The organism is Pseudomonas sp. P39-UII1 (assembly GCF_039672635.1).
Lineage (GTDB): Bacteria > Pseudomonadota > Gammaproteobacteria > Pseudomonadales > Pseudomonadaceae > Aquipseudomonas.
The window spans coordinates 293,787-314,087 of sequence record NZ_JBDFPP010000004.1 but is presented as its reverse complement, the minus strand read 5'-3'; the positions used below and the strand labels follow the sequence as shown (position 1 = coordinate 314,087).

Genomic DNA, 20,301 nt, shown 5'->3' with positions numbered 1-20,301 from the left:
CGGAACCCCCACCGGTGTCGCTCAACGGACACATACCAGAAAAGGAACGCTGCATGCCCCCACTTCGCCTCGCGTCGCTCACGCTCGCCACGGCTCTGGCCTTGAGCAACATGACGGCGCACGCCGCTGACCCGTTGCAGGTGCAGGTCGACCAAGTCATCCGCCCGCTGATGCAGAAGCAGGATATCGCCGGCATGGCCGTGGCGCTGTACGTCAACGGTCAGGCGCATTACTTCAGCTATGGCGTGGCCAGCAAGGCCGACAAAAAGCCGGTTACCGCCGATACCGTGTTCGAGATCGGGTCACTCAGCAAAACCTACACCGCTACCCTCGGTGCCCTGGCCAGTGCCGAAGGCAAGCTGGACCTTGACGCCCCCGCCAGGCTCTACCAACCCGCCCTTGCCGGCACACCGCTGGGCGAGGCAAGCGTGCTCGAACTCGGCGCGTACAGCGCCGACTGCCTGCCCTTGCAGTTTCCCGACGCCGTGCAGACGCCCGAACAAGTCCTGGACTTCTACCGCAACTGGCAGCCCCGCTCCAAGCACGGCACCCAGCGCTGCTATTCGAACCCAAGCATTGGGTTGTTCGGCGACCTGGCCGCGCGTGCTCAGCAACGGCCCTTTGCCGAGCTGATGAGCCAAAGCCTGCTGCCGCAGATGGGCCTGAAACACACCTACCTGCACGTTCCGGCATCCGCCCAGGGCCTCTATGCGCAAGGCTACGACGCGCAGAACCGCCCGGTGCACGTCGGCCCCGGGCCCTATGCCGATGAAGCCTATGGCATCAAGACCAGCGCCAGCGACCTGCTGCGCTTCGTGCGCCTGCACATGCAGCCGGGCGAGCTGTCACCGGCGTTGCAAAAAGCGACTGCCATCACCCAGTCAGGCCACTTCCAGGTGGGTGCGATGACCCAAGGCCTGGGCTGGGAACGCTACCCCTATCCCACCACGCTCGAGACGCTGATCGATGGCAACGGCCCCCGGCTCATCCGTGAACCCCAAGCTGCTCGCCGCCTCGCCCCAGCGCTGCCGGTGCTAGCCGCCGCCTGGTACAACAAAACCGGCTCGACCGACGGCTTTGGTGCCTACGCGGTGTTCATTCCAGCCGAAGGCAAGGCCATCGTCATGCTCGCCAACCGCAATTATCCCAATGAAGAACGGGTGCGCGCCGCCTACCGAATCCTCACCCACATTGGGGGCTGACAGGCCGTTCAGGGTGGATTGTCCGACAAGATGTAGTGGACAAAAATATTCACTACAAAACGATTGACGCCGCCGATCGGCCTTGGGCATGATGAAGCCGTCTCCCTGATCGGGAGCGGTGGCAAGGGTATTCCAGACGGCTTGCGCGGTAACGCAGCCGTCCGTGGAGAGGGAACTGTCCAAAAGGCAGCGTGAGAAAGCCCCTGTTGCGATGCTGCGGTAGCAGCCTTGGTAGCGCGCTACATCTGTAGCGCCAACTGTGAAAACACCAACAAAAACGGGTAATGGGGGCTTTATGATGAACTTGAACAACAATCCGACCATCGACCAACTGGCTCAGCTGTTCGCCGCACGCAAGGACAAACTTGACGACCACCTGCTGTGGGTCAACCAGACCGGCGAGGTACGCCTCGACCGCCTGCCGCCGAACACGGTCGAAGATGAATTCGAAGCGCACCTGCCCAGCATGCGCGCCCGCTTCAAGGTCTACCGCCGTGGCCAGGGCTACGTCGGCAAGAAGGCCGCCGCCGACACCGAATTCGTCGGCCGCGTGCTGCAGACCCTGCAACAAGAATGGCCCGCCGCCCGTGAGCGGCAGGCAGTCAAGGTGATCGAGCCGCTCAACTGATTGGTCAGTAAGCAGCCTCATCACTTCCAGAGCCCGGCCCGCATAGGCCGGGCTTTTTCATGCCTGCCGACGCTGGCGTTGCCGCGGTGGCAACGCCAGCGCACCGGTCGCCAACGCCCTGGCCCGGTCGACACCCCACACCAGGGCCCGGGTCATGGTCTCGCCTGGCCGTGCTGGGTAGTACTCTTCCAGCAACGCCCTGCCATCCTGGCCATACAGCCCAAGAAACAGCTGCGTGGCGCCAAGCCGTGACAGGCGCACCTGAACATCCAGGGTAGTGCCGTCACTGAGCGCTTCATCATGGCAGCGGCTGTGCAATTGCGTATCGGCCCACTGCCAATAGGTCTCTTCCCTGACTCGCATGGATCACAATCCTCCTTTCCTGAAATTTCACGCAAGAAAAGCACAGCAATTTCGATTCGACGAGCGCTACCCACCAATACCATGAGCAGGGTCAATCAAGGCCAACAAAAACCCCGCCAGCGGGCGGGGTTGTGTGAACGGGTTCACTTTCTGGTCGGAACCCGCGGCGTGAAGCGGCCCTTTTTGCTGCGCTGCAGATGTGCCGGCTGCAGCTGCTCCGAATCGTCCAGGGTCATGTGGGCGAAGCCCAGGCGGAAGGCCGCCTGACCGCAACGCACCTGGCTGTTGATCGGGAACGCATCATTCATGTCTTCGAAAAAGGACTCACTCATGCCCTGTTCTCCCTTCAGTGGCGACCGCGCCGGCACGTTGAGCGTTGCCTGGAAAAACGCGACCTGTGAAAAAGAGACTAGCCGGTCACATGCGGACTGCCCGGCCAAAAGCGCCATAGCCGACCAGTGGCATTTCGCCTTATTTCAACCGCACAGCCGTGCCCGTGGCGAACACCACGACCATGCCGCCTTGTACCGAGGGCATGCTGATTTCAAAATCGACCCCCACTACCGCATCGGCCTGCAACTGCCGTGCCCGCGCCATGAGTTCTACGGTTGCCTGCTCACGGGCCTCGCGCAGTGCGCTTTCCAGCGTCAGTGAGCGCCCGCCGAAGAAGTCGCGAAAGCGCGCGAAGAAATCGCGCACGAAGTTGATGCCCTGCACCGATTCGGAGCTGACTACACCAAGGTATTCCGCAATCGGGCGGCCTTCGAGCTGGCTGGTGGTGGAGATGATCATCGGGAAGCTCCGTTGGCTTGGCAAAAGAGGCCAAGTCTAACAAAGCGTTGGCCCCTTCGCGGCGGTCTGCCGCGAAGGGGCCAACGGGTATCAACACAGCCTTGCTTGCGCCACGGTTAAGCCGCTGCGGCAATCGTCGCGTCAATGCGCAGAGCCGATACATCCCCGAAGAGTGCAGAAGCAGCGGGTTTGGGTGCGAATGCAGCCATTGCATCGACAAGGTTTGCCACGCTCGGCAACGATTGCTCCGCGGCAAACAAGGATGCCTGCGCTGAAAGCACCAGAGCTTCAGGCACGGCAGTCATTTCGGCTGTAACCACAGCCGGCTGCGCGAAGATGAAGTCCTCTGCTGTCACTTGAGCGGTTTCGAGCGCATCCAGGTAAAGCAACTTCACCACACCTTCTTGCCCTGCAGATGATGGAGTATCGACTGCCACGCCATGTATCTGGGCGAAGCCATTGAGCTGGAAGCGTTCATATTTGCTGATTTGCAACTCTTCGAATCGACTGATGCCTACCTGGCTCAGGTCTATCTTGTCGATACCATGCCTGAACCCGCGCAGCGTGTTTTTGTAATCACTCACACCCTCCTGCTTCGCCACCACGAACACGCTGGGCGAAACCGCGGCGGGCATGTAGATTTTGCCTGTGAGAGAAGCTACCAGTTGCCCTGAGTCGTCGCTTGTCAGCGACACGCCACCCGCGCCACCACTCAGCAGTATATTTGCGTTGACCGGTTGTTGGACCTGCCCTTCGGGATTGCCTTCGAAATACCCTGGCGAAGCGGTGAACGCCTCGAGGAAGCGGAAGTTGGCCGGCTGCAGTTCGGCGACGGTTTTACCCTGAAGCCGCAGTGTCTGCCCATTGCCAAGGTCGATCACTGCTGCATCAGCTTCCTGCTGCATCGTCAGGTCAGCAAAACTGCGGTCGCTGAAGCCAATCAGATCGATCACCTCACGAGCGCTCTCGAAAAGCTCGATCGCGTCGTTTCCATCTGCACGTTTATGGATAACGTAGCGGTCAGTACCCTCCCCGCCCCTGAGCAGGTTGTTTCCACGACCGCCATCGAGCAATGCCCCGACAGGCCCCGCTATCAAGGTATCGTCGCCATCCCCACTGATGAGGTTCTGTACGGAGCCAGGGGCGATAGTCAACGCTGCCCCGCCAATGCTGGCACTGCCGCTGATCAAATCCACCGCAATGCTGCGACTGACGGCAGCAGCATTCAACGTGTTGCGCCCTCCCGCCTTGCCGCTGCTGGCATCATCAAGCTGGGACCGCCCAGGGCTCTCGGCCACCAGGTTCGCGTAGTCGTCTGTAAAGTAATAAACGTCATCGAGGGTTGTGGAGCTACCCGCGAGGCGCAGCGCCCAGCGCTCGAGCGTCAACGGCAGGTCAGTGCCAGCATTGCGCACCTCAAGCGTCCACTCCCCCGCCGAGCGCTCTGCGCGATGATGGGTCGACATGAACCCGTACGTGAACATGCCCGAACGCGAATCACCCAGATCGTCATCACCCGACCCCGGCGCCTTGCCCGCACGATCAAGCAGCACACTGCGCGTACCCCCAGGTGACACGAGTGTAAGCGTCATGTCGCCAAGGCGGCCCACCGTCGAGTGGATGTCGACCTCCACATGCTCCACCAGCACATCAGCGGCTATGGTCAAGGACACCGTAACCACCTGCCCAGCTGCAACCTGTTGGGCCAGCGGTTCACTGCTGGCAGTCAACAGGTGTTCATTGGCCTTGGTTGCCTGGCTGCCCCACGATTCGGCGAGGCGCACTGCCGCACGTGCGTCGACCATGCCGAAGCCGTAGTCGTGGCTGGCGTGCATGCCACCGCCATTCCAGTTGTACCCGGCGTTGTATGCCCATTGCGTGGAGGCGTCATCCACCTTGCGTGCAGACAACGCGAGGATCTGCTGCACATCCCGGTAACCAAGCCCCGCATTGGCTTGCAGCATCAGCGCCACCACGCCTGAAACGATCGGCGCGGCGAAGCTGGTGCCCTGGGTCGTACTGTAGGCGCTCCCCACCGTGGCACCGCGCTCGGCTTCCAGGCTTACGCCACTGGACAACACATGACTACCCGGTGCGGCGACCAGCAAACTGGAACCTGGGTTGGAGAAGGGGGCGGTAGCGGCTTGCAACACCGACAGGTCCGCCCTGGCATTGATCGCCGCCACTTCAATGGCATGGCGGTTGTTGTTGGTCAACGAGCCCTGCGCACTGCCGCCTTTGTCGCGGTTGTTGCCGCCGGACGCCACGACAATGGTGCCAAGCCCCCCGCGGCCATTGGTGGCGGCGAGGGTGGTGCTGAAGGCCAGTGCAAGCGCTGTATCGATCTTGCCTTCGGGAACGTTGCCAAGCGCAAAGTCCTTGGTGAAGCCCCAGCTGTTATTGGCAATGTCGTAATTGACCATTTGCCCCAGGTTGGTCAGGTCGTCGCCTTTGTTGGCCAGGTAATGCCCGCCAATCCTGGCATCGTAGGCAACACCGACACCGCCCTGATCATTTCGCGCGCCGACGATCACGCCCGCCACTTGCGTGGCGTGGTTGGACGCGAGCGTAGGCAGCGTGCCATTGGTACGCTGGGTTTGAAGCCAGACAGCATCAATGTTCGGCTTGAGGTCGGGGTGCTCGATGTCGAAAATTTCCGGTGCAACGGCAAACTCACCCCCCGGCTCGAACTGGCCGATTCTCACGCCTTTGCCTGTGAAATCTCGCCACACTGGCGCTACGTTGATTTCATCCAGATACCACTGGCGCCCCACCAGCGGATCACTGGGCGAATGTGCATTGCGCAAGACAACCGTCGCACGCAGTGGCGCCGATGCACCGCTGCCCACCTCGGTCACACTCATCGAGGCATTGCCAACCGCATCGACCAAGTCATAGCGAAAACTGACATCACCGTCATGACCAGGCAAAGGCGTGACTTCCACATCACCCTGTTCATTCAAACGCACGGTCGCACCCTTGGCATCACTGATCGACGCGATGCGCAGCGGCCCGCTGCTGTTCAGCGGCTGGTCGTTGGCCAGCAGCGTCGCGGCAGGCACCACTACCGCGGTTTCCGTCGTGGTGAACGTAGCCAGCTGCTCGTGTGCGAGTCTGTCACCCACTGGCATGGCGCCAGCGCCAAGAAGATCGACGGCGGCGATGTCTGCAAAACTCAATTTCTGAATATTGCTCAGGGTCAGGCGCCCGTCTCGACCCGCCACAGTGTCCATGATCTGGTGCCCCGAGTCAGTACGGGTGATCAGGTATTGGTCGTGCGCACCATGCAGGCTGACCAGGTTGGTGCCCGCACCGCCATCGATCGTGGCATCACCACGCCCGGCTTCGATCACGTCATCGCCAGCCGCTCCGGAGATCTGGTCGGCGCCACCGCCGGCGTAAATGATGCTCCCTCCCGCCGATGCCTGAATGCGATCCCCCTTGGGGCCTGCGTAGATTACAGATTTGCCGGTGCCGCCAATGATGTCGTTGCGGCCAGTGCCACCGACCAGCACGTCATTGCCGCCCCCCCCGATCAGCAAGCTGTCGCCGGAGCCACCCTTGATGAAAACCCCGCGCTGACCGCCGCTGGCGATGATGTCCTTACCCCGCCCTCCCTGCGCGATGGTCAACCCTGCCTTGGCCATGTTCAGGCCGACACCTTGCTCGCCCACGATCAGTGCCGTGTCCCGCCCGCCGTTGCCGTGCATGTTCGCCCAGTCGTCACTGGCGCTGATCACGAACACATCGTCGCCGGCCCCACCGTGGTAGGTGTTGCTGCCACCGCCGCCGACCAGCCAGCTGCCGGTGGGCCCTGCTGTGAGGATGTCATCGCCGGCAGCGCCGTACAGCGTTTCAACACCTAAGGCTGCGGCATCCAGCGCGCCGCCTTGAGGGGCCTGGCTCACATAGGCACGTCGGGAGGTGGGCCCGCTTGATGAAGTCAGCAACGTACCGCCTTCCTGAGCTTCGACCCGGTTGCTGACCGTATCGGCGAGGAACTTCACTGCCAGTACTTCCCGATCTTCGCCGTTGACGGTGAATGTGCTGCGGGACATCACCTGGTTTCCTTGACGCGTCTCACCCACCGGCGCGGTCTGACCGGCCTTGATCTGGGTAATGCCGTGCTCCTGCAATGCTTTCAGCTCTCCGGCATCAGCACGCCCGTCATGGTTGCCATCAACCCATACCTTCAGTTGCGCCCAGATAGCGTCTTCAGCGCTGATGACGCCATCGGCGTTGGCATCCACGCTGGCCAGCGCGGCGAAGCCATCCTTGAACGGGGTTTCGCCCGAGTTCCCTTCGCTGCCGGCTTTGCCGCCGTAGTATTCGGAGAACAGCTGGCTGATGCTGCTGACCTGGCCCGAGCCATCGTCATGCACCAACATGCCGGTCTGCCGATCAACCCAGCCGGTGCGGCGCAAAGCTCCGCTGTTATCAATGTCGAACAGCACGCCATCTTCGATGCCGGTCAGGCCGACACCTTGACCGCTCAGGTCGAGCAGCAACGGGTCGACAAAGGTGTTTACCGTGGTCATGGCTGCCAGACCATTCAGCACCACGGCGTTACGCAGGCTGAAGTCAGGCTGTTCGCTGCCCTCACGGTAGAACTGCGCCAAGTGCTGGTTGGGACGCACATTGGGATCCAGCTGAATCTCGCCAGGGCGGATGCCGCCAGTGGCAAGGCTGCCAAGCTGTGCGGAGGTGAAGTCGGTGTTGTCGAGGGTTTTGTCGGTGAAGGCGATGCTGTGAGTTAGACGGCGGTCGACGTAGCCGTTGGAGACGTCGTTGCGGATGTCGTCCTGGCCTTGGAGATCGCGGCGGGATTCGGTTGTGGGAGTGATTTCGATTTTAAGCAGATCGTCCTGATTCACTTCAGGTTTCGCCTCCGCAGAGAGGCTCGCTTCGATGGAGTTAAAAATCGAGGTCGTTGCTGCACCTATTAAATCAGGCACTCCTGCAGAAGTCTCGATTCGCGTTATCCACTCCTTCGCACGTGCACGATTTTCGGCAGGCGCAACAACTGAAGCCATGGCCATCAAACGATGAGTATGAAAGGACAGCGAAACTTCATCCAAGAAATTTCCTGCGGATGATAGCACCACCCCCCAATATTCCTCATGATTGGCTTCAAGCATCACATCGAAAACGGGACTTAATGTCCAAGCCTTTTCAGGATAGCCATGCAAAGCGAAGGTATCTCGATGAAACCTTGCAACGTCTTTTTGTGCAACCTGCTGAGTGATTGGCCCGTTAGCAACATTGCTTTCAAGAACTGCCAAGTAGCCTTGAGCCATCGAAACCCGAATTGCATCAATGTCACTATCTACCAATGGCCGACCTGCGTCTGCGGCGACGACTTTCATATAGCTAATGGCCGCTACACCGGCTACAGAATCGCCACGCGCCACGCCATTGGCGAGCAGTGCGTATTGGTCACCTTTGGCCGCGAGTATGTCGTACATCGCAGCAGGCCCATGCTGAGCCAGTGCACTCCGTGCTTTCTCTACATCTGAAGCTTCCAACCTAATCATTCAAATTATCCTTTTTCACAGAACTCGACAAAAATCCATCAACCTTGCTAACAACATTCCGCCATTCGCTTAGCCTCCCTCGTAAAAACTGTATACTCACCAGCACATCTGCACCTGGAAGCAAGTACCTCAAATCACAATATGACTGATCCGCATGATAGGCGCTGACACAATAAACAATGTATTTCATACCCCCACCCTCCTCTAACCAAAAAAAATCTTGTTTGCGATCCGAAAAGGCCCGATGAACCCCCTCCACATAACTCATGCCTATTTCATTATCGTAAACAGCTTGAGCAACGATGCTTTCAGGCGTTGCCCGCAGGTAACTCCTGAGCACCGCTCTCAAACCAGATTCTCCAGCCCCCCATGGCTCAACGCCGACAGTCACCCCGCTGAAGTTAAATGATGTCGCATCACTAAAAGAAACTGGCGTAAGTTCCGGCCAGCTCATGGCTAAAAAAAGCGACACGAAGTTTGCGTCACACCCTTTTGCATTCTTAGTAAACCCAACTTCCCAAGAGCTCTTACCTTCATATTCCGGCCAATAGATCACATATCGTCTTGGCACCTCGTAAACGATTCCAGACATTCTCCCGCACACCAAAGGATTTACCATGACCTTCTCCACGGGCTCCCAAGGCTTGGACATTACGACCACTACAGCCCAACAAAAACCAAGTACCACTACAATCAACGCACTGCAAATCCGAAGCGCACCCCATATCACGTTAAAAAAAATAGAACCTACCTTTTCATAATCCATCTATCTCTCCCCCAAGCTTTCTTGAACATGTCGCTGCAAAGGACTCAGAAAGTAACTTATGATCTTGCGCCTATCGACAATGACCTCTGCACGCACAGACATGCCCGCCGTTAACGGCATATTTTTCTCCGCCACACGCAACGATTCTTTACCCAGCCCAATCCGAGCGCTATAAACCAGTCCCCGCCGCTCATCTTCAATCGCGTCATCTGAAATACTCAGCACCACGCCCGGCACAACCCCGTACTTGGTAAACGTGAACGTCTCCACCTTCACTTCCACAGCCTGCCCCGGGTAGACAAACCCGATGTCCTTGTTCTCAACTTTCACTTCAACTTCCACAGGCTGCCCGGTGGGCACAACCACCATCAGCGTCTGCGCAGGCGTTACCACGCCGCCCTGTGTGTGAATGGCGAGTTGCTGTACGGTGCCGTCCACCGGCGATATCAATGCCTTGAGCCGGTGACGTTGTTCGGCCTTGTTCAACTCCTGAGCCAGGGTTGCGATTCGCCGCTCGGCATCACCGAACAGGTCGAGCATGGCGCGCCTCAGTTGAGCAATGGCGCCCGCGCGGCGGTGTTGCGCTGCCAGCCGCGCAGCATTCAGCTCCTCGATGCGCGAGCGCTGGATGGCCAGTTCGCGCTCCTGCTCCAGACGGTCCTGTTCCTTTTCCAGGTAGGTATGCTTGGCCACCGCTGCCTCGCTGAACAATTGCTTGTAATCCGCCGTGAGCTGGCGGGTAATCACCGACAGTTGCTCAAGGGCTCGCGCCCGCGCTTGTGCAGACCGAATCTCGGCTTCGCGCTGGCCGATTTCGGCATCGGCCTGCTCCAACGTGGCCCGCAGTTCGAGGTATTGCCCCTGCAGCCAGCGCTGGGCGCTGGCCTGCTGCGCGGCAGTGGCCAGCGGTATCAGTGGCCCCAGAGAGGCAGGCGGCTCGTTGCTGTCCAGTGCATTCAACAACGTGGTGGCGCGCGCCTGGTCGATCTGCGCAGCCAGCAATTCGCTGCCCAGGCGCCTGATGTCGGCACCGGTCAACTGCCCTTCCAGTTCCACCAGCACATCGCCTTTGCGCACGGCCTGGCCATCGACTACATGGATCGCCTGCACCACCGCGACTTCGCTGGCCTGTATCAGCTTGCTCCTGCCGCTGGGCACGATCCGGCCCTCGGCACTTGCAACCACGTCGAGCTCACCGATACAGGCCCAGGCCAGCGCCAGGCCAATGAATGCCAGCAGGCTCCACTGCAGGTAGCGCGGCAAGGGATGCACCGGCGTTTCCTGCAGGGACAACGCCGCGGGAAGAAAGGCCAGTTCGTCACGCTCGCGGGGCGGGCCGTCCATGCTCCGGCGCTGGCGCCAGGCACCTCGCCACGCATCTTTGTAGCGCTCGGCAAGGTCGTGGAGTGCCGCGCTCATACGGCGGCCCCAAGCTGCAACCGATGGAGGTAGGCATAGGTGCCGTGTGGGTCGCTCAGCAGCTCGTCGTGGGCCCCTTGCTCGATGATCTGGCCCCGCTCCATGACCACAATGCGGTCGGCATGGCGCACGGCGGACAGCCGATGGGCAATGATGATCACAGTGCGCTGTGCGCAGATCTGCGCCATGTTCTGCTGGATGATCCGTTCGGACTCGTAATCCAGCGCACTGGTGGCCTCGTCGAAGATCAGAATGCGTGGGTTGCCGAACAGCGCGCGGGCTATGGCAATGCGCTGGCGCTGCCCGCCTGACAGGCTGGCCCCGTGCTCGCCGACCAGGGTTTCGTAGCCATCCGGCAACTCGAGGATGAACGCGTGGGCACCTGCCAGCGTCGCGGCGGTGATTACGTCTTCGAGCGGCGCTGCGGGGTTGCCAAGGGCGATGTTCTCGCGCACGGTGCGCCGGAACAGCATGTTTTCCTGCAGCACGACACCGATCTGCCGACGCAGCGATGCCACATCGGCGACGGCCAGATCAGCACCGTCGAGCAATACCCGCCCCCGCTCAGGGGAATACAACCTCTGGATCACCCGGGTCAGCGTGCTCTTGCCCGAACCCGAACGGCCCACTATGCCGATCACTTCACCGGGCGCGATCTTCAGGCTGACATCGCGTAGTACCTCGCACCCGTCCGGCCGATAGCGAAAGCACACGCGGTCCAGCTCGACCTGCCCGGCCAGTGCAGGCAGCACCGTCCCCTTGGCCTGGTTGATTTCGGTACGATTGTTGAGGATGTCGCCCAGGCGCTGGATCGATACGCCAGTCTGCTGGAAGCTCGTCCAGAGTTGGGCCAGGCGAATGATGGGTTGTGACACGCGCCCTGCGAGCATGTTGAAGGCGATCAGTTCACCGACGCTAAGCTCGCCTTCAATGACCAGGCGCGCACCCAACCACAATGTGCCGACCGTGACCAATTTGCCGATCAGGCCGACACTCTCGTTCGCCACGTTGGAAAGGTTCTGGGTCTTGAAGCTGGCCGATACATAGGCGGCCAGCTGATTGTTCCAGCGCCGGGCAATCTGTGGCTCCACCGCCATCGACTTCAGCGTGTCGATGCCGTTCACCGTCTCCACCAGAAACGCCTGATTCTCTGCGCCGCGCTGGAAGCTCTGGTCGATGCGCGCGCGCAGCAACGGGGTGACCGCCAGTGATACGAGAACGTACAAAGGTAGCGAGGCGACCACCAACAATGTCAGCCAGCCGCTGTAAAGGAACATGACGGCGATGAAGACCACTGTGAAAAGCACATCCAGCAGCAGCGTGATGCTGTTGCTGGTCAGGAAGCTCCTGATGTTTTCCAGCTCCCTCACTCGGGCAACCGAGTCCCCCACGCGCCGGGCCTGAAAGTAGGCCAGCGGTAGTTCAATCAGGTGACTGAACAGCTTGGCGCCTAGTTCGACATCTATTCGTGACGCCGTGTGCGCCGCTACATAGGCACGCAAGCCACTGAGCAAGGTTTCGAACAGGACGATGACCAGCAAACCCAGCGCAATCACGTCCAGCGTGGTCAGCCCGCGATGCACCAGCACTTTGTCCATCACCACCTGAAAGAACAGCGGTGTCAGCAGCGCAAGCACTTGAATGACCAGCGAGACGACGAGCACTTCGCCAAGAAGCCGCCTGTACTTCACCACGGCCGGAATGAACCAGGTCAGGTCGAACCGCGATAGCCCATCGGGCAATGCGGCATCGGAACGGACCATTATCAGGCCCCCGCCCCAACGGACGGAGAGCTCATCAAGGGTCAGGGTTTGTGCAGCAGCGACATGCGGGTCTTGCACCAGAACGCGTTGGTCTTCCACCCGAGCGATGATGAAATATTTACCCTGGGTGTCGACAGCAATTGCGGGCAACGGCAAATGCTGCAGCCGCTTCAGGCTGGTGTTGAGCTTCTTGGCTTTCAGGCCGAGCTGTTTGAATACACGAAGTATTGCATCATCTGAAAAGTGCTCGCCCGGTGCTACATGGGCATGTAGTACTTGTTCCGCGGAAATAGCCACGTCGTGGTAACGCGATAGCATGATGAGACACGCTAACCCGCTGTCGACTGGCCTGGCATCAGCGCCATAAAAAGGATCCGGCATTGTGCCACCTCATGTAATAAATCAACATGAGGGGATACTAGCGCGAAGCAATAGGACAAGCGTCCTACATGGGTCTGACTATGCCGTGGGAAGCTTCGCACTATTAAACGCTAGTTGTAGGAAGTTTCCGGTAGAGGAAAAAAACCACATAGGAAAACATCTATTACATCGTGAGAAAAGTTACCATCAGAATCAATCAAATGTTTGAGATCGACTCACAACACCTCTGCAAATAGATCCCTGAACCATCAACCCGCACTTGCCGCCCGCAACCGCTGCCCCAGCTTGGGCCCGAACACATTGACCAACAACCCAAGCATGACCAGCAGCGCGCCCCACCCTTGCACCGCTGTCAACCGCTCCCCCAGCAACCACGCCGAAGAACTCAACCCGATGACCGGCACCAACAAGGAAAAGGGCGCCACCTTCCCCGCCGGGTGGCGTGACAGCAGCGTGCTCCACAGGCTGTACCCCAGCATGGTGGCAACGAACGCCAGGTAGATCAGCGCCAGCACCGAACTCCAGCCAATATTGGCCAGCGCATGGCCAATACGCTCCGGCCCTTCCAGCCACCACGACAAGGCCAGAAACGGCAGCGGCGGGATCAGCCCACCCCAGATCACCAGCGCCACCAGGTCCACCGAACCGAAACGGCGGGTGATGATATTGCCCATGCCCCACATGGCACCGGCGCACAGGGTCAGGACCAGCGCCACCAGCGGTACGTGGCCGCTGTCTTCACTGCCGATCAGCGCCAGGCCGCTGGCCGCCACCAACAACCCCAGCACGCTCGCCAGGCGCAGGCGCTCACCCAGAAACAACGCTGCAAAGCCGAGCGTGAAGAACGCCTGCGACTGCAGCACCAGCGAGGCCAGGCCTGGCGGCATGCCGCTGTACATGGCCTGGAACAGGAAAGCGAACTGGCCCAGGGAGATGGTCGCGCCGTAGGCAATCAGCCAGCGCCACGGCAAGTTCGGGCGCTTGACCAGCAGGATCGCCGGAAACGCGACCAGCAGAAAGCGCAATGCCCCCAGCAGCATCGGCGGCAGGCCGTCTAGACCTACCTTGATGACCACGAAATTGACTCCCCAGGCGACGATCACCACCAGGGCGATCAGCAGGTCCTTGAGCGGCATTGCTACTTCCTTCTTCAGGCGTTCTAGACATATTTCGTAACAGCATAAGGCCAATTCATATCAGGGGACCGGCACAGTTACCCATCAGCCTTGCACAACAGTCCATCTGCAAAGGCCTGCAGGCTTCACTTGACCGGACTTGTATAGACATGCTCATATCGGTGCGACGCCATTCGTGCAGCGTCTCGCCAATGGCCCTCTCCCACACAAAAACAATGAAGCGGAGCCGTCAATGTCCAGCAAATCCGTGCTCGAGCGGCGCTCGATCGATTACATTCCCGAAGCTGAACGCCATGGACGGGTGTACAGCCAATTCACCCTTTGGCTCGGTGCCAACCTGCAGATCACCGCCATCGTCACCGGCGCCCTCGCCGTGGTGCTCGGCGGCGACGTGTTCTGGTCGTTGATCGGCTTGCTGCTGGGGCAATTGATCGGCGGCGCCGTCATGGCCTTGCACGCCGCCCAGGGCCCACGCCTGGGCCTGCCGCAGATGATCTCCAGCCGTGTGCAGTTCGGCGTCTACGGTGCGGCCATCCCGATGGTGCTGGTGTGCTTGATGTACCTGGGCTTCACCGCCACCGGCACGGTGCTGTCCGGGCAGGCCATCGGCCAGTTGCTCAGCGTCAGCGACAGCGCCGGCATCCTTATTTTTGCTGCCGTCATCGTCGCCGCCACGCTCGCCGGCTACCGGGTCATCCACTGGATCGGCCGGGTCGCCAGCGTGCTGGGCATCATCGCCTTCGTCTACCTGTTCAGCCGCATCCTGGTGCTCGCCGACATTGGCCAGTTGCTCGACAACCGCCACTTCAGCTGGGCGACGTTCTTGCTGGCGGTTTCGCTGGCGGCGTCCTGGCAGATCGCGTTCGGCCCCTATGTGGCCGACTATTCGCGCTACCTGCCAAGCAGCACTTCGGCGGTCAAGACCTTCTTCGCCGCCGGCCTGGGTTCGGTGATCGGTGCCCAGGCCTCGATGATCCTCGGCGTGTTCGCTGCAGCCATCGCCGGTGGCCAGTTTTCCGGGCGCGAGGTGGCCTACATCGTCGGGCTGGGTGGCGCCGGTACCACGGCGGCGCTGCTGTACTTCTGCATCGCCTTCGGCAAGGTGACCATCTCGACGCTGAATTCCTACGGCAGCTTCATGTGCATCGCCACCATCATCAGCGGTTTCCGTGGCCACCTGGCCATCAGCCGCACGCAACGCCTGGTGTTCGTGCTCGCCATCGTCGGCGCCGCCACCTTGGTGGCATTGCTCGGCCAGCACTCGTTCCTGAGCGCATTCAAGTCGTTCATCCTGTTCCTGCTGACCTTCTTCGTGCCCTGGAGCGCGGTCAACCTGGTGGATTATTACTTCATCACCAAGGAACGCTACGACATCCCTGCCCTGGCCGACCCCGACGGCCGCTATGGCCGCTGGAACTGGCCGGGCATCAGCGTCTATACCGTGGGCGTGCTGATTCAGATGCCGTTCATCGACACCAAGCTGTACACCGGGCCCATGGTCGCCTACCTGGGGGGTGTGGACGTGTCCTGGCTGATCGGCCTGGTGGTGCCGAGCGTGTTGTATTACTGGGTGGCGCGCCGCCGCGCGGCTGACGCGCCGGCCAGCATGATCGTACCCGACGCACTGTGACTGCCATGGCGCGAAAAATCGCGGATTAAGCTCCCGTTAAGCATCACTTCATAGACTGGCCAGGAAAACGGCGCTGAGCGTTCGCCTCCATCCTGGATACTGGAGTGATGCAATATGGAAGCTGCATTGATGAGCAAATGGAAATGTCTGTCCCGTACCATAACCTATGTCGGCTGGTCGCTCTTCTGGTTGATGGTGTGGGATATCGCGGTCACCTTCGATGCCATGCTGGTAGAAGGTTACGGGATCGAGTTACCGCTCATGCCGTTGACGCTCCTGTGTTCGGCACTTGTCGTGCTGATCAGCTTTCGCAATTCCAGCGCTTACAACCGTTGGTGGGAAGCCCGAACCCTGTGGGGTTCCATGGTCAACAGTTCAAGAAGCTTCGGCCGTCAGGTGTTGACGCTCATCGACGATGAAGACGGCATCAACCCGTGCAAGGCTCTGCTCATCCGACGTCACGTGGCTTACCTGCATGCTTTGCGCATGCACCTGCGGGGCCAGAAAAATGTTGCAGCGCTGGCGCCATTGCTGCATGACCAGGACCTTGACCGGCTGGCGGCAACCCACAATCTCCCTAACGACATACTGAGCGGTTCGGCAGAACTGATCGCTGCGCAGTTCAAACGAGGGCATCTGGACAGCATCCGCTTGGCCCGCCTCGAGTCGACCCTGGTCGACATCTCCAACTGGCAAGGCGGCATGGAGCGGATAGCCAACACGCCGCTTCCTTATCCGTACACCTACTTCCCAAGGCTTTTCAGCGCCCTGTTCTGCGTAATCATGCCGCTGAGCCTTGTGCCGACACTGGGCTGGTTCACCCCGATCGTTTCCACGGTGGTGGGCTGCATGCTGCTGGCCATGGAGCGCATCGGCACCGACCTGCAAACGCCTTTTGGCTGCAGCCAGCACAGCATTCGCACAGATGAGTTGTGCCGCAATATCGAGCACAACCTGCGGTCGATGTTCAACTCACCGGAACGCGGTGCGTTGTACCTGTGCAGCGATGTCGAGAGCCTTCAGCTGCAGCGCACCGGGGCAGCCGCCTAGGCTTTTCATACAGAGCCTGGCGCCGAGGGGGGTGATACCCGTGGCCTGACAGTTGCCTGGGCGCGCCGAGGCTGTCCATACTCGTGGGACCGAAGCGCCTCTCAGCCAGCGGGCCCAACCATGACCGATATCGCCGCTCAGCTTGACCCCCCGCTCCTGCCCATCGACCACCCCCGGGTGGTGGTTTTCGTCGCGTATGAGGCCATGGGCCTGCTCGACCTCAGCGGCGCACAAACGGTGTTCTGGGCCGCCACCAAGGCCATGGCCGAACGTGGCTTGCCGGGCTATCGCCTGCACACCGCCAGCCTCGACGGTGGCCTGCAGCCCACTGCCGAAGGCCTCACGGTGGCCACCGAGCGCCTGGATGATGTAATGACCCAGGCCGTCGATACGCTGATCGTGCCCGGCGCACCGGACATTATCCGTACCCTCCCCGGCCACGGCCCGCTGGTGGCCTGGCTGCGCCGCGCCAGCCTGCACGCCAGGCGCACCGCATCGGTGTGCAGCGGCACTTTTCTGCTGGCCAGCGCCGGCCTGCTCGATGGCCGCCGCGCCGCCACCCACTGGGCCATGTGCGAGGTGCTGCGCCGCGACTTCCCGGCGGTGCAGGTGGACCCCGAATCCATCTTCGTCCAACACGGCACGGTGTGGACCTCTGCAGGGGTGAGTGCCGGTATCGACATGGCCCTGGCGCTGGTCGAACTGGACTGCGGCCGCGATGTGGCGATGCAGGTGGCGCGCGAGCTGGTGGTATTTCTCAAGCGCCCGGGCGGCCAGGCGCAGTTCAGCGAGCTGCTCAAGTTGCAGGGCCAGGACTGCGCCGAGTTCGAAGCCTTGCACCTGTGGCTCAACGCCCACCTGGGCGACCCGCAACTGACCGTCGAACGCCTGGCCGAACAGGCGCACATGAGCCTGCGCAACTTCACCCGCGTGTACAAACTCAAGACCGGCCGCACCCCGGCCAAGGCCATCGAGGTGTTCCGCCTTGAAGCGGCGCGGCGCCTGCTGGAAAACACCGACAACCACATCGAACAGATCGCCCGGCAGTGCGGTTTCGGCAGTGAAGAGCGCATGCGCCTGGCGTTCCAGCGCCACCTGGCAGTCACCCCGCGCGACTACCGCGCACGCTTCGCCCGCTGTGTGCCGCTGGCCGAAATTCAGGGTTCTTTGGCCTAGGGTGCGCGCTTCGTCGCCCGTAACATCGTTGACCGCAAACACGGACTACCTTGTTTATCCGGACCTTCCAGGAGCACAACGATGAAAAATATCCTGATCATTGGCGCAGGCTTCGCAGGCCTGTGGAGCGCCCTCGGCGCCGTCCGCCAACTGGACCTGCACGGGCGCACGGATGTCGAGGTGACGCTGCTCGCACCCCAGGCCGAACTGCACGTGCGCCCACGCTTTTACGAACCCGAAGTGCACACCATGGCGGCGCCGCTGGAGGCGCTGTTCGAAACCGTGAATGTACGCTTTGTGCAAGGCACGGCGTTCCATATCGATGAAGCCAGCAAGCGCGTCAGCTACCGCACCCAGAGCGGTACCGAATGCAGCCTGGGTTACGACCGGCTGATCATGGCCTGCGGCAGCGTGCTCAACCGGCCGGACATGGTCGGCATCGAGCATGTGTTCGATGTCGACAAGATCGACAGTGCAGCGCGTCTTGAGGCGCACCTCAAATCGTTGGCCAACCAGCCCGACACGCCCGCACGCAACACCGTGGTGGTGGCCGGCGGCGGCTTTACCGGCATCGAGACCGCGACCGAACTGCCGGCGCGCCTGCGCGCCATTCTTGGCGAGCAGGCGCAACCGCGGGTGGTGGTGATCGACCGCGGGGCCAGGATTGGTGCGGCCCTGGGCGACGGCATCCGCCCAGCCATCGAGCAGGCATCCGAGGCGCTGGGCGTCGAATGGATCTGCGGTGCTACCGTAGCGTCGGTAGACCGCGACGGTGTGCTGCTGGACAACGGCCAGCGCATCGACGCGAGCACGGTGGTGTGGACCGTGGGCTTCAAGGCCAACCCGTTGACCGAGCAGATCAGCGGCGAACGCGACCGCCAGGGCCGCTTGCATGTGGATGGCAACCTGAAGGTCAAGGGCAACGATGCGGTGTACGCGGCGGGTGATGTGGCCTATGCGGCGTGCGATGAAGCCGGTAACTACGCGGTGATGTCGTGCCAGCATGCCATCCCGCTGGGCCGTTATGCGGGGAACAATACCGCAGCCGAACTGATCGGCGTGGCACCGATGACCTACAGCCAGCCCAAGTACGTGACCTGCCTCGACCTGGGTGCCTGGGGTGCGGTGTATACCGAGGGCTGGGAGCGCACGGTGTCGCCGCCGACGGACAAGGCCGAGGCCAAGCAGCTCAAGTCGCAGATCAACACGGTGTGGATCTATCCACCAGCCGCCAATGACCGCGCCGCGGCACTGGCGGCGGCAGACCCGACCATTCCAGTGGCGTAGTCCACGCAGCGCCTGCGGCGGCGGGCCCGCCCGCTCCTGCAGCGCCCATTGCATTTGCACATCGCACAGAACCCATGGCATAGATGCAGGTCCACGTCTGTACGTGACCGTATTGCGCCTTTGAAGGAGTTCCAGGCATGAGCAAGCACCCTTACGTCCCGCCCAAGGTCTGGCGCAACGACGCAGCCTCCGGTGGCCAGTTCGCCAGCATCAACCGGCCGATCGCCGGCCCTACCCATGACCAGGACCTGCCGGTCGGCAAACAGCCGCTGCAGCTGTATTCGCTGGCCACCCCCAACGGCGTGAAGGTCACCATCCTTCTTGAAGAACTGCTCGCCCTTGGCCACAGCGGCGCCGAGTACGACGCCTGGCTGATCCGCATCGGCGAGGGCGACCAGTTCTCCAGCGGCTTCGTGGGGGTCAACCCCAACTCGAAGATCCCCGCCCTGCTCGACCGCAGCGTCGAGCCGCCGGTACGGGTGTTCGAATCGGGCTCGATCCTGCTGTACCTGGCCGAAAAGTTCGGTGCGCTGCTGCCCAAGGCGGGCGCTGCGCGCACCGAAAGCCTGAACTGGCTGTTCTGGCAGATGGGCTCGGCGCCATACCTGGGCGGTGGTTTTGGCCACTTCTATGTCTATGCGCCGGAGAAGATCGAATACGCCATCAACCGTTTCACCATGGAAGCCAAGCGTCAGCTGGATGTGCTGGAGCGCCGCCTGGCTGAAAGCCGCTACCTCGGTGGCGATGAATACAGCATTGCCGATATCGCCGTGTGGCCCTGGTATGGCCAGCTGGTACGCGGCAACCTGTACGACGCTGCGCAGTTTCTTGCGGTGCAGGAGTATCCGCACGTGCAGCGTTGGGCTGAAGACATTGCTCAGCGGCCAGCGGTGCAACGGGGTACCCGGGTCAACCGCACCTGGGGTGATGAGCAAAGCCAGGTGCCCGAGCGGCATTCAGCGGCGGACCTGGCCTGAGTGTATCGGGGCCGCTTGGCGGCCCCCTTCCGACCGGTCCGGCGCCAAGGCCGCTGCCACAGATTTGCACTGCGGGCTGGCGAGACGAAACGCGCCGACAATGCCTGGTTGCAAAAATCCGTTTGCCCCGGCGCAAACCTGCGTCCCCCGTGCCCTTCTTGTACACTCCTCGCAAAAGCCCCCACCTGCACAAATTT

General features: G+C 61.2%; 15 protein-coding genes. 7 read left to right on the top strand and 8 right to left on the bottom strand.

Translation table 11 applies throughout. The features are described from left to right. Positions 1 to 53: 53 nt before the first annotated feature. Positions 54 to 1,202, top strand: a complete 1,149-nt coding sequence (gene ampC / locus ABEH27_RS08460; RefSeq protein WP_346613129.1) for a class C beta-lactamase — start codon at positions 54 to 56, stop codon at positions 1,200 to 1,202. A 295-nt stretch (positions 1,203 to 1,497) separates the two neighbouring features. Beyond that, a complete protein-coding gene (locus tag ABEH27_RS08455; protein WP_346613128.1) occupies positions 1,498 to 1,830 on the top strand; it encodes a hypothetical protein in 333 nt (110 codons plus the stop codon). Positions 1,831 to 1,887: 57 nt separating this feature from the next. Here ABEH27_RS08455 and ABEH27_RS08450 read toward each other — a convergent pair whose 3' ends face one another. The 8 genes from ABEH27_RS08450 to ABEH27_RS08415 form a co-directional block, all read right to left on the bottom strand. After that, complete coding sequence (locus tag ABEH27_RS08450; protein ID WP_346613127.1) at positions 1,888 to 2,193, bottom strand: hypothetical protein; 306 nt, start codon at positions 2,191 to 2,193, stop codon at positions 1,888 to 1,890. Between the two features lie 143 nt (positions 2,194 to 2,336). Beyond that, complete coding sequence (locus ABEH27_RS08445) at positions 2,337 to 2,525, bottom strand: hypothetical protein (protein ID WP_346613126.1); 189 nt, start codon at positions 2,523 to 2,525, stop codon at positions 2,337 to 2,339. Positions 2,526 to 2,664: 139 nt separating this feature from the next. Further along, a complete protein-coding gene (locus ABEH27_RS08440; RefSeq protein ID WP_346613125.1) occupies positions 2,665 to 2,985 on the bottom strand; it encodes a YbjQ family protein in 321 nt (106 codons plus the stop codon). A gap of 116 nt (positions 2,986 to 3,101) precedes the next feature. Then, positions 3,102 to 8,450: a S8 family serine peptidase gene (locus ABEH27_RS08435; RefSeq protein WP_346613124.1), complete on the bottom strand. Its 5,349-nt coding sequence runs from the start codon at positions 8,448 to 8,450 to the stop codon at positions 3,102 to 3,104. A 61-nt stretch (positions 8,451 to 8,511) separates the two neighbouring features. Beyond that, positions 8,512 to 9,285, bottom strand: coding sequence for a hypothetical protein (locus ABEH27_RS08430; RefSeq protein WP_346613123.1), 774 nt, complete (start codon positions 9,283 to 9,285; stop codon positions 8,512 to 8,514). Next, on the bottom strand, positions 9,286 to 10,704 hold the full coding sequence (locus ABEH27_RS08425; RefSeq protein ID WP_346613122.1) for an HlyD family type I secretion periplasmic adaptor subunit: 1,419 nt from the start codon (positions 10,702 to 10,704) through the stop codon (positions 9,286 to 9,288). It abuts the gene before it with no gap. After that, positions 10,701 to 12,848, bottom strand: coding sequence for a type I secretion system permease/ATPase (locus ABEH27_RS08420; RefSeq protein WP_346613121.1), 2,148 nt, complete (start codon positions 12,846 to 12,848; stop codon positions 10,701 to 10,703). The genes ABEH27_RS08425 and ABEH27_RS08420 overlap by 4 nt, the downstream gene beginning before the upstream one ends. A 248-nt stretch (positions 12,849 to 13,096) precedes the next feature. After that, positions 13,097 to 13,984 carry an EamA family transporter gene (locus tag ABEH27_RS08415; RefSeq protein WP_346613120.1) on the bottom strand — a complete coding sequence of 296 codons (888 nt, stop codon included), beginning with the start codon at positions 13,982 to 13,984 and terminating at the stop codon, positions 13,097 to 13,099. Between the two features lie 232 nt (positions 13,985 to 14,216). On the opposite strand from ABEH27_RS08415, the gene ABEH27_RS08410 reads away from it, so the two are divergent. The 5 genes from ABEH27_RS08410 (at position 14,217) to yghU (ending at position 20,104) form a co-directional block, all read left to right on the top strand. After that, positions 14,217 to 15,614, top strand: coding sequence for a cytosine permease (locus tag ABEH27_RS08410; protein ID WP_346613119.1), 1,398 nt, complete (start codon positions 14,217 to 14,219; stop codon positions 15,612 to 15,614). A gap of 114 nt (positions 15,615 to 15,728) precedes the next feature. Continuing rightward, a complete protein-coding gene (locus ABEH27_RS08405) occupies positions 15,729 to 16,664 on the top strand; it encodes a bestrophin family ion channel (protein WP_346613118.1) in 936 nt (311 codons plus the stop codon). Positions 16,665 to 16,784: 120 nt separating this feature from the next. Continuing rightward, entirely contained in the window at positions 16,785 to 17,840 is a 1,056-nt protein-coding gene (locus ABEH27_RS08400) for a helix-turn-helix domain-containing protein (protein WP_346613117.1), read from the top strand. Between the two features lie 81 nt (positions 17,841 to 17,921). Beyond that, positions 17,922 to 19,127: an NAD(P)/FAD-dependent oxidoreductase gene (locus ABEH27_RS08395; protein WP_346613116.1), complete on the top strand. Its 1,206-nt coding sequence runs from the start codon at positions 17,922 to 17,924 to the stop codon at positions 19,125 to 19,127. Positions 19,128 to 19,264: 137 nt separating this feature from the next. Next, positions 19,265 to 20,104, top strand: a complete 840-nt coding sequence (yghU, locus tag ABEH27_RS08390; RefSeq protein ID WP_346613115.1) for a glutathione-dependent disulfide-bond oxidoreductase — start codon at positions 19,265 to 19,267, stop codon at positions 20,102 to 20,104. Positions 20,105 to 20,301: the final 197 nt, after the last annotated feature.

Coding starts and splice junctions, on each gene's coding strand:
- ABEH27_RS08430 (WP_346613123.1), bottom strand. CDS start 9,285: ATGGATTATGAAAAGGTAGGTTCTATTTTTTTTAACGTGATATGGGGT.
- ABEH27_RS08440 (WP_346613125.1), bottom strand. CDS start 2,985: ATGATCATCTCCACCACCAGCCAGCTCGAAGGCCGCCCGATTGCGGAA.
- ampC (WP_346613129.1), top strand. CDS start 54: ATGCCCCCACTTCGCCTCGCGTCGCTCACGCTCGCCACGGCTCTGGCC.
- ABEH27_RS08445 (WP_346613126.1), bottom strand. CDS start 2,525: ATGAGTGAGTCCTTTTTCGAAGACATGAATGATGCGTTCCCGATCAAC.
- yghU (WP_346613115.1), top strand. CDS start 19,265: ATGAGCAAGCACCCTTACGTCCCGCCCAAGGTCTGGCGCAACGACGCA.
- ABEH27_RS08400 (WP_346613117.1), top strand. CDS start 16,785: ATGACCGATATCGCCGCTCAGCTTGACCCCCCGCTCCTGCCCATCGAC.
- ABEH27_RS08420 (WP_346613121.1), bottom strand. CDS start 12,848: ATGCCGGATCCTTTTTATGGCGCTGATGCCAGGCCAGTCGACAGCGGG.
- ABEH27_RS08415 (WP_346613120.1), bottom strand. CDS start 13,984: ATGCCGCTCAAGGACCTGCTGATCGCCCTGGTGGTGATCGTCGCCTGG.
- ABEH27_RS08455 (WP_346613128.1), top strand. CDS start 1,498: ATGATGAACTTGAACAACAATCCGACCATCGACCAACTGGCTCAGCTG.
- ABEH27_RS08410 (WP_346613119.1), top strand. CDS start 14,217: ATGTCCAGCAAATCCGTGCTCGAGCGGCGCTCGATCGATTACATTCCC.
- ABEH27_RS08395 (WP_346613116.1), top strand. CDS start 17,922: ATGAAAAATATCCTGATCATTGGCGCAGGCTTCGCAGGCCTGTGGAGC.
- ABEH27_RS08405 (WP_346613118.1), top strand. CDS start 15,729: ATGGAAGCTGCATTGATGAGCAAATGGAAATGTCTGTCCCGTACCATA.
- ABEH27_RS08425 (WP_346613122.1), bottom strand. CDS start 10,704: ATGAGCGCGGCACTCCACGACCTTGCCGAGCGCTACAAAGATGCGTGG.
- ABEH27_RS08435 (WP_346613124.1), bottom strand. CDS start 8,450: ATGTACGACATACTCGCGGCCAAAGGTGACCAATACGCACTGCTCGCC.
- ABEH27_RS08450 (WP_346613127.1), bottom strand. CDS start 2,193: ATGCGAGTCAGGGAAGAGACCTATTGGCAGTGGGCCGATACGCAATTG.